This window comes from Halorubrum vacuolatum, assembly GCF_900188065.1.
GTDB classification, from domain to species: domain Archaea; phylum Halobacteriota; class Halobacteria; order Halobacteriales; family Haloferacaceae; genus Halorubrum; species Halorubrum vacuolatum.
Genome location: NZ_FZNQ01000027.1, coordinates 21,555 through 29,284 on the forward strand (window position 1 = coordinate 21,555; position 7,730 = coordinate 29,284).

At 49.4% G+C, this 7,730-nt stretch carries 8 protein-coding genes; 3 read left to right on the plus strand and 5 right to left on the minus strand.

Annotated features, from left to right (window positions below):
- Window positions 1-30: 30 nt before the first annotated feature.
- Window positions 31-540, minus strand: a complete 510-nt coding sequence (locus tag CHB65_RS17070; RefSeq protein WP_143420453.1) for a hypothetical protein — start codon at window positions 538-540, stop codon at window positions 31-33.
- Between the two features lie 612 nt (window positions 541-1,152).
- On the opposite strand from CHB65_RS17070, the gene CHB65_RS15200 reads away from it, so the two are divergent.
- On the plus strand, window positions 1,153-1,896 hold the full coding sequence (locus CHB65_RS15200) for a hypothetical protein (protein ID WP_089385888.1): 744 nt from the start codon (window positions 1,153-1,155) through the stop codon (window positions 1,894-1,896).
- A 12-nt stretch (window positions 1,897-1,908) separates the two neighbouring features.
- Here the strand turns inward: CHB65_RS15200 and CHB65_RS15205 are convergent, their stop codons facing one another.
- From CHB65_RS15205 to CHB65_RS17075, 4 genes are all read right to left on the minus strand, one after another.
- The gene (locus tag CHB65_RS15205) at window positions 1,909-2,331 is read right to left on the minus strand and encodes a hypothetical protein (RefSeq protein WP_089385881.1); all 423 of its coding nucleotides are present in this window, start codon (window positions 2,329-2,331) and stop codon (window positions 1,909-1,911) included.
- Between the two features lie 527 nt (window positions 2,332-2,858).
- Window positions 2,859-4,007, minus strand: a complete 1,149-nt coding sequence (locus tag CHB65_RS15210) for a tyrosine-type recombinase/integrase (protein ID WP_089385882.1) — start codon at window positions 4,005-4,007, stop codon at window positions 2,859-2,861.
- Between the two features lie 474 nt (window positions 4,008-4,481).
- The gene (locus CHB65_RS15220) at window positions 4,482-4,967 is read right to left on the minus strand and encodes a hypothetical protein (RefSeq protein ID WP_089385884.1); all 486 of its coding nucleotides are present in this window, start codon (window positions 4,965-4,967) and stop codon (window positions 4,482-4,484) included.
- Between the two features lie 34 nt (window positions 4,968-5,001).
- Window positions 5,002-5,256 (minus strand): hypothetical protein, encoded by a 255-nt coding sequence (locus CHB65_RS17075; RefSeq protein ID WP_143420454.1) that lies wholly within the window; start codon window positions 5,254-5,256, stop codon window positions 5,002-5,004.
- A gap of 412 nt (window positions 5,257-5,668) precedes the next feature.
- On the opposite strand from CHB65_RS17075, the gene CHB65_RS15225 reads away from it, so the two are divergent.
- Both CHB65_RS15225 and CHB65_RS15230 read left to right on the plus strand, forming a co-directional pair.
- The gene (locus CHB65_RS15225; protein WP_089385885.1) at window positions 5,669-6,592 is read left to right on the plus strand and encodes a hypothetical protein; all 924 of its coding nucleotides are present in this window, start codon (window positions 5,669-5,671) and stop codon (window positions 6,590-6,592) included.
- 224 nt (window positions 6,593-6,816) lie between these two features.
- Window positions 6,817-7,674 carry a CARDB domain-containing protein gene (locus CHB65_RS15230; RefSeq protein WP_089385886.1) on the plus strand — a complete coding sequence of 286 codons (858 nt, stop codon included), beginning with the start codon at window positions 6,817-6,819 and terminating at the stop codon, window positions 7,672-7,674.
- Window positions 7,675-7,730 lie beyond the last annotated feature (56 nt).

A 7,730-nucleotide genomic window follows, 5' to 3' on the forward strand; every position in this document is an offset into this window, starting at 1 on the left:
AAAAAATAATATGAGTAAGTTCGTCATTACCTACCCTATTCTATCTCCTACCCCAAACGTTCTACTCACTGAGAAGCACGTTTTCAGTACCATCTCAGCATCCTCTTTCAGCATATCATATATCGTTAGAGCCTTTGTTTCCGGGTTCTCACGGATATGTTCCATTTTTCTGCCTGAGAAGGTGGTTCCGTCTATCGGACCTCGGTAATGTACAATCGGGTTTCGACGTTGATGCAACTCGTTTAGCGCAACGCCCTCCACATCATCAGACGCTAAAATGTCGTTCTCGTCAAGAAATTCAACAGCATCATGGTAGCCGGGTCTATCATCTTCAGCGAACTTGCCCGCACTATATGCAAGACCGCAAATAGACTGTTCTATAAAAGATTGACCAAGCACTATTGCACCAGAAAATACCCCGTGAATATAACATAATTGGGCATCTTCAAAGGTAATCAACGCTTCTTGACCACCGAATATTGTCATCCCCGTTGAGAACTGTGGTCGTTGGTCAGAAATCCACTTAGCCCTCTCAATCATTCCACCACGCTCTGATTCAATAAGTCCGTTTACGTATTACTCTGCGTCCATAGTCCAATAATTTCGCTACGCCAACAAGAAGTCACTGGGAGATACGCGCGTTTAATTTAGCACACGGTTCTTATCAAATTTGAAAATTTCTCGTCCGAACTCTTGTGAGAGCCCAGTAGTGCGGGCTGGTCGGTGCGGGCTCCTCATAGCTGAGAATATCGGCTTTGTCACGAAGTGATCTCAACATATCCTTGCGCACCGGTTGGCGGGGATTCTCCGCGGTGTAGTTCGGGAGGAGCTCTACGAGGTTCATAGTCTGAATTGGGTAGTCGGGAGGGTCGTTGATCGGAGTTCGATGGAATCATAGTATTCGGAGGATTTGGCGGCTTACAGCACGGTAAACACCGTGTTGTTGATGTAGCTTGCCTGTAAGCCGAATTTTTGCGGGCTTCCCGGAGTTGTTTGCGGGTGAGGTCATAGTTGAAGTCAACCTCGGTCTCTTCCGTTAATATGCCCCAAATTCTCACTGCCAGATCCGTATCTGTATCGGTGCGAGAATCATGAAGACAGTTCAATCACATCCCAGAAACATTAACTACACCTGATGAATCTTACTCGATGATGAGCGGTACAGAAGCAGAGATTATTATAAAAGGTGAAGTCCACACTTCCAAGGCCGACCTCAACGAGGAACGCGAAATTCTTGTCGAAGGCGTAGACTACCTAATTCTTGAAGGCCAAGCCGAGGAAGCCGATTACAGCCTCACACAGCAATGGTACGGCTGGATAATGCTCATCTTCCAATACCTATTCGCCCGCCAAGTATACGCCGACAAAACCATTCTCAAAGACCTCGCAGATGCGCAAGAAGCCGACATCAAGTACACACGTGAAACCGATCTCGACGTCCTCCACAATTCACACCTACTCGTACAGATCCTCGCCGTCGTCCTCTTCTTCGTCCTTCTCAACTACTCACTCTACGTCGGAATGGACGGCAGAGTCTTGCAGGGCGCTGGCTGGCTGTTCGTCAGCTCGCTACTGCCACTCCTTACCCTCCGCATCCACGAGTCTCGAAGGTCAGAAGGTGGCCGAGACGAGATGATCGCCCAACAGATCACCGAGGCTTCCCGAGAAGGAGGCCGAGTCGTCGCCGTCGTTGGTGACGAACACGCGAAGAACATCCCTGACTACCTTCCCGACAACTTACCCGAACCCGATGTGAGGCCTCCTCAATACCCGTTCCTGTCACTCCCGTCGTTTAAGGAACTTTTCTATCCCGGATTCGTGTTTTTCAGCGTCCTCTACGTCTTCTACACCGCTCTCCTGATTTACGTTCAAATACTCCACATCCCGTTCGCCTAATCTCCGACCGGGTCATCCGAGAGATGTCACGACCCGCACCGCGAACCCCGCTGACACCAACAGGAAGCCAATCCCAGCATCAGCCACGCACCGAGACACCAACGACACCCGGCGCTGATACGGCGTAGGATCCTTCCTGTCATCTGGCACAGCAGCCGTATTCGTCAACTGGTTCACGTACAGTCTGAAAGGAGTCCACGCCAACACGACAGCTCCAACCCCGACCAACGCCAATCCATACGTGGGAAGACCGGCGGCCGCAAACCACAACACAAGCAACACACCAAGCAGGAACACACTGTTTCGAACCAGACTCTCCTTTACCGCGGTGAAGAACCGTTGCTTCAACACCGTCGACTGTCGCCCGAGGAAGTGGATGGAAACTCGGAGTTTGTAGAGCGTATTGTTGTGATACCTATCCCAGTCGACATCCATACACCGGAATTGGCTGTCATACAGTATAAGCTTCTGTCCGCTAGATCTGTTTCGAGTGATCCGTTGACAACGAGAAAATCAGACGAACGTTTTTGTAACTTCACTCGGTACAACTCCGTATGTGACGGCTCTGGAAACTTCTCGGCTATTCTCGTTTTCGTCCTAACTTTGCACTCTTCTGGCGGAGATTGTTGATACAACTCAGCCGAACTCGATGTGAGTGCTGAACCCCACGGAGATAGGCTTACAGGACGTTTCTCGAACCGAAGACAAATCCGTCATACCGCAGGAAGGCGGACCATCAACAATCTTCTATACATGAGCGCACTGGTTGTGATATTGGTCGTGATTATTGCGATAATCTCCGCTACTCGGACACACACAAGCTCGAAATAGCATTTTTTGCATATACACAGACAGGCGACTCTGTTTAAATCCTCAGTAAGCGATAGATTGTGACTGGGGTGCGGTCAATACTGGGAGTATCCTTATCGGTCGGCACTTCCGGAACGTAGGTATGTACCCTATCAGGGAGAGTGACTCAAAGCAATATTTAATTTGAAAACATTCTCCCGGTATACTGACTCAATTTGACGATAGTTAGGATGTAGATAGTCATCAATCGGGTCTGGATACTTTTCATATGGCTGTATGAGGTCTCCGCGCATGTACTGGACGTGCTCACGTTCGAGACCAGCCTCTAATCGCCAGTAGGTGGAGAACCAATGGCGTCCGAAATGGCTTGTAATTGCATCGTGCTCCGCTGTTTCGGCGTACTTCGGGTGAAACTCCTCTTTCCATACTCGATTGACAGGCTTGGGGCCTATTTTCCCAAAGCTTCTACGGGAGAGAAACACCCACGGTTCGTCCACTTGTGGTCGAGTCAATAGATGGCGTATCAATAACCATCGCAGCTCATCATCGATAGGTAGCAGGCGTGGATTGGTCGATTTGTTGCCGTCGCGGTCGTGCGGTACATACACCACGTCACTGTGACCACTTAGCGCATGGTGTGTACCCAACTCAGGATACTGTCCTTGCAATTCGTGGTGGCTAATATGGACTTCAGATAGACGAAGATTCCCGACTTCTCCCGCGCGCAACCCTTCTTTGAGCTGTGTACCGATGATGGCTCTGCTGCGGATGTTGTTTATTTTTGCAAATTCGGATTGCAGAGTTGAGAGGGGCAGATCTGGGTAGTTTCTAGTCTCATCCTCGCCTAGGCTAACTTCCTCTCTCGCTATCTCGAACGGATTCCACCCCTTCGGGTGCGGCATGATCTGTTTGCTTTGCCAGTATTCGTAAGCTTGGGCGAGTCTTGAGAGCTTTCCAAGGATTGTCCTACGGCTATTTTGATGCACATCGCGCCGCCATTCGATGTATCGCTTTACGTGTGCAGTTGACGGACAGGCTGGATGGCGATCATCCGTAGTTGTGCGGATGTAGTCCTTCCATTCGCGATATGTCCGATGGTAGTGCTCGTAGGTGTCAGGATCACCAATCGAGTCTCTGTTTTTCAAGGATTTCTGAATGAAGAACTCAAATGGATCTGGTAGGTTTTTGAATTGATCGCTATACTGTTCGAGTGGATCTGGGTCCCGATTAAATGCCGTCGCGTATGCCTCGGACACGTCATCGAAAGCGTCGGTTCCGGAGTGGGTTTGGTTGTCACTCACGGGGCCTCACCTCCGGTCGCACATCAACACGGTAGTCCCACAGGTATCGCGTTGTTTCGTAATTAATGGCTGCTATCAAGCAGGGATTGTAGAGATGTGGATGCTGGTAACTCTGCTTGAGGTAATCGTAGAACTGGTAGATACGGACAAAGTACTGCTCATAACACGTCCGCCTATTCCGATTCCCATTCATTAGCTCCTGCGACCATGTGTCCACATCTAATGGAGTCGCTAACGCATGGTGACGTCCCCTAGCATCCATATGTGCTAACCACGACTTGCCCGCTTTTTTAGCAGTATCACGGATATGGTTTGAGTCAAACTTCGCGAATAACACCTCACTGCAGTAGTCATTCCATGTCTCTTTATTCTGATAGCTATCAGCGTATGTCTCCAACCGATAACGCACAGGAATATCGCTGTAACTCTGATACACCCCGCTAAACTCCTCCGGCTTGGTACCTTTTGGTCGAGTCATTGGATCTTATCAGGGGCACTCTGTGACATTTCACTTCTCTCGTCAGCATTGATGGGGTAGTACCCGCTATCTCGACGTTCGATGAGGCTTCCCTCAAGTGCATCCAGATGACCGGCCACACGACCGGGTACTGTATCTGCTACGTGCTGAATGATCACGGGCGTTTGAACACCCGGATTCTCCGTGACGAAAGATGCAATCTCTGACTGAGATGTTTGCTCTAGTTGCCGCTCTAGGTCTTTTATCCGGTCACGTTGACGCTCAACCTGACGGCTAAGTGTCGCACGCTGCTGTAAGAGTTCCCTCAGCGTGTCTGACGAGCTATCTTCCATATTGATGTTTTTCCGACCAGATTCCACCATTCGAATGATGTACTGGCTAATGCTCATGTTGAGTTCTTCTGCATGCTCGCCCCACGCGTTGTAGATCTCCTTCGGCGGATAGGCGTGCGCCGTCGTTTTATCGTTGCTAATTTCTGGCATGATTATCTGATTATGTCTTCAGTAGCAAAATCAATCACCGGTTGATCGAGCTGTGCTCGGTCGATGGTGGTTCAATGTTTCCGGCTGGCGCATCAGCTGATATGGTGAGACTGGCCGTATCAGGATCAATACGATACCAGATCTCGTGTGACTGTTGTGGATCCACGCCTAGGGCGACCAGATCCTCTGCACTGAGGTAGAGGCAGACTCCGATAGATTCTCCGTCGACAACGTTGATCCGAGCTGCTCGTACAGTCTCAGCTGACAGATGCCGCTGATCCTCAGACATAATGCATCCACCTCGCTACCTTCTGCAAGAGTCGAGGAGGGTCACCGGCTGATACGCTAATGCCTTGCCTCTGTTCCCGTCGAATAGTCTGTAGATTGTCTGCTGGTGCTTCGTTGGCGTACCTTGATGGGTGTGATATCATCAAGATAGGCTACCACCATGACCTACACCGGCGATCTTCGTCCCCCGGGTATTAGCCAAAAATTTTAATATCCCTCAATAACGCCGAAGTCGGCTAAGACGGTGAATCTATAGATATTTGAGATTTGAGGCTCTGTTGGAATCCTCAAACAGTGATAGGTTTCGGGCGTCGTGCGAGATACAGAGCGTATATTCAGCAGCCCGCTCGAATTTGGGGCAGGGATTATTTTAAACACGATACAAATTGCGAACCAGATTGATGTGACATGAAATGAGTTCGGAATTTGAACCTGCCGACGAACCTTACGACATCGGGGACATCGTTCATATTCATCCGTCAGAACCCGAGTACGAGCATAAATTCGGGTGTGAAATAATCGAAGTTGATAACAATAGCAAACCGACTGCACCCCTCGAAAACCACTCATACACTCTGTATTCATATGGTGTCGAGCGCGAATTAGAATCGAAGTTTCCTCACAGCCAGCTTATTCCGTCACCACGTGGATACCCGAATATCAACGATCTACTCGGTGAAAAATCAATTAATGGGGAGGAGCTTCTTGGGAAATTCAAACGCCACGATCTCCAACTCATTAACAAGTACCTCAGTTCAGTGAATGTTAGTTCAGACCCGACGCTGGATTGGCTAAACGAAATAAGGAAGGGTGATGAAGATCGAGTTAATTCAGTATTCGCTGAGCTATATCTTCTGTATTACCTACGGGAAGTGTACGGCGCGAATCAGGTATCAATGAACGCGGCACTTTCCGACCGTGGTACATCGAAGGACTTCGACCTTCGGCTCACCACTGACGATCAAGACATCTGGATTGAGGTTACGAAACCCGACCATGCTTCACTTTTAGAAAGGGGATTCGGGTTCGGAATGAGAACACGAACGACGAACTCGATTGATAGGAAATTGAAAAACAAGTTCGGGCCTGCTCGTGACGCGGTTAACGACGACGTGGTATTGGTGCTGGCGGTGTATCAGGAAGAAAAAATAACACAAGGCTTCGAGATCGGGAGATGGCTTGAGGAAGAATACTACGATGTTGGCGATTTCTTAGACGGGTGGCTAACGTTCACCTATTGTGGTAATCCGGACTTCGAGTACCACCCGTTCACTGAGAATGGTGCGTGTTGCAACGACGTGTTCAAAGAGTTGAACGGAGTTGAGGAGCCTCAGTGAGACTCATTTTCGGCTTCTCAAGAGTTTCTGATATGGGTTTGCTCCGTGACTGGAGAATTTCAACAGCGTCAAATACGTCGGAACCACACGATCTTAGGCTCACGTTTGCGACGCCGCTGGTACGCCGTCATAGTTGAGGGAACAACGGAAGTGAGGGTCTGCTCACGAGTAATTCCCTCTTCTTGGCAAAGTTGTTATCATCTCATGGCCATTCTGGTAGGGTAATGCAACGTCGAGAGGTTTTGTTTGTGGCTTCGGGAACCTTGGCAATTGCCGGATGTATTGACGATGAAACGGAACCCGAACCCGATACAGAACCGGAAGAGGAAACAGAAGAGGAGCCGGAAGAGGAAACAGAAGAGGAGCCGGAAGAGGAAACAGAAGAGGAGCCGGAAGAGGAAACAGAAGAGGAGCCGGAAGAGGAAACAGAAGAACCAGCTCCAGCCGAATTTGAAGTGATTGATCTGTCGGTGGAGCCGTCCCAGACCGGCCCCGGTGAATCAGTCACGGTGACGGCAACCGTAGAAAACAAAGGTGAGACAGAGGGGACAGAAGAGCTTCAATTCGTGATTGATGGGGAAGCAGTAGATGGAGAAACCATCGGTGACACCACGTTTGAAGAAATAACTGAGGGGGAAACGGTGACTGAACAGGTGACTGTCCCGCCTGAAGAATCTTCTACTGTCTCCATATCTATCACCCGAGAATTAGTGGGAACATTTGGTGTGTCGGTAGCTGATCTCTCTGCGAATTTTGAGGTCGTCCGTGATTGGAATGAGATTGGTGACTCGTATGAGGGTGCTGGTGGATTGACGGTGACTCTTGAGAGCTTTGAGGTGAATGAAAAGACCGGGAGCTACGAATATGCAATCGATTACACGTTAGAAAACGAAACAGACAGTTCGATAGATGAGGGCGCTTTTCAGCTGTATCCCACTGACCCGGACAACGATCCGCTTCAACAGTTTGGTGGCTTCGATGAGTTATTCCCGAACGACTCTGTCTCACGAAGTTATACCTTTGAAGAAGAGAAGGACATAGAGCATCCGTCTTTAGTTAAGCCTCACACCTCGGTTGTGTAGCGGTAGCGAGCGTCTCTTGTAAGATTGGTCGTTGCTTGTGGATCTTCTGAGCGTCT